This window comes from Oscillibacter sp. CU971 (assembly GCF_905219725.1).
Classification (GTDB): Bacteria; Bacillota; Clostridia; order Oscillospirales; family Oscillospiraceae; genus Oscillibacter.
The window spans coordinates 1-1,370 of sequence record NZ_CAJMXG010000489.1 but is presented as its reverse complement, the minus strand read 5'-3'; the positions used below and the strand labels follow the sequence as shown (position 1 = coordinate 1,370).

General features: G+C 55.7%; 1 protein-coding gene. It reads left to right on the top strand.

The features are described 5' to 3' along the window. Positions 1–630: 630 nt before the first annotated feature. Complete coding sequence (locus tag JX325_RS16825) at positions 631–1,209, top strand: ClpP family protease (RefSeq protein WP_204792172.1); 579 nt, start codon at positions 631–633, stop codon at positions 1,207–1,209. Positions 1,210–1,370 lie beyond the last annotated feature (161 nt).

Genomic DNA, 1,370 nt, shown 5'->3' with positions numbered 1-1,370 from the left:
CCTGAACAATTTGCAGCGCAACCAAGCTGCGCACCCGGAGTTCGACACCGCTGTGATACGCTCCATGGCCCGTATGCCTATCGCAAGATACCTGGGGGACTACTATACGTTTTGTGACTTCCAAATGATTATGGGAATCCGCGAGGACCTGTCCTATCAGGTAACGGCATGTGAAATTGCCGACCAGGTGCGGCGCAAGGTGCTTACACCGGAGAAATTGACAGAAGCCGTCAACATCCTAGCCGCGCCCGTGGCGAGAATAGACGAAGCGTATCACCGCAAAGATTTCGCGCTGCTCCCGCACCGCAAGCAGGAACGCAGTACCAAGGCACAAGAATCTCTCGCCTCCCGGCTGGACAGGGCCTGTATGCTGGCAGGGCCTCCGTATCATCTTCACCGTATGCCTATCGACAGATTTTTCCGGGCTGTATCAAGGCTCACGGGGAACTGGCGTTATCTGAGCGTATTCTATGACTCTATCAGCCTCTATGTATCCGAGAACCGGGACCTGTTCCGGCAGACAATACATGAGATTACCGTCTTGGATTCCTCGGACGAGCGGACGGACCTGCNGTATNAAATTCTGGTGGAGCCGTTCGCGGCCCTGCCGGATGTAGAAAGCGAGGGAATATGATTACACCCAATATCACTAAAGAGACCTGCGAGGGGACCGCCTGTATCCCCATTCAAGACGCGCTCTTTCGCCGCCGGGAAATCTACTGCACCGGCGAGATTGACACCGAGTCCGCCAATAGTATCATCGTCCAGCTGCACTACCTGGCTCTGGAAGACCCCGGCAAGGAAATTACAATCTACATCAACAGTCCTGGCGGAGAGATCTGCAGCGGACTTGCCGCGTATGACGCCATGCAGGCTGTCTCATGTCCGGTCAAAACCGTCTGTGTCGGAATGGCGGCTAGTATGGCGGCTGTTCTGTTCGCCGCCGGGACCAAGCGGGAAATCCTGCCCCATGCCCGTATTTTGATACATGACCCGCTTATCTCCGGCAGTATCGGCGGCAGCGCCTTGCGAATCGACAGCGTTGCGAAAGACCTGATGCAGACCCGTGNTACCGTGGGTAAGATTCTTGCGAAACATACGGGCCACAGTCTGGAGGAAGTCCTGAGCAAAACCGCGACGGATTCCTATTTCAATGCCACGGAGGCCGTCGCCTGGGGGCTGGCGGACCACGTTACCAATCATTTCTGACAAGGGGTGAACAGATGAAAAATAAATCCTGCCGTATTCTGGCCCGTGACCAGACTGTGAGCAACGACACCTGGACCACGGGCTTGAACAACAATGACCTGATTATAGGCCCGTCCGGTTCCGGCAAGACCAGGGGCTATGTGCTGCCCAATCTCTTGCAG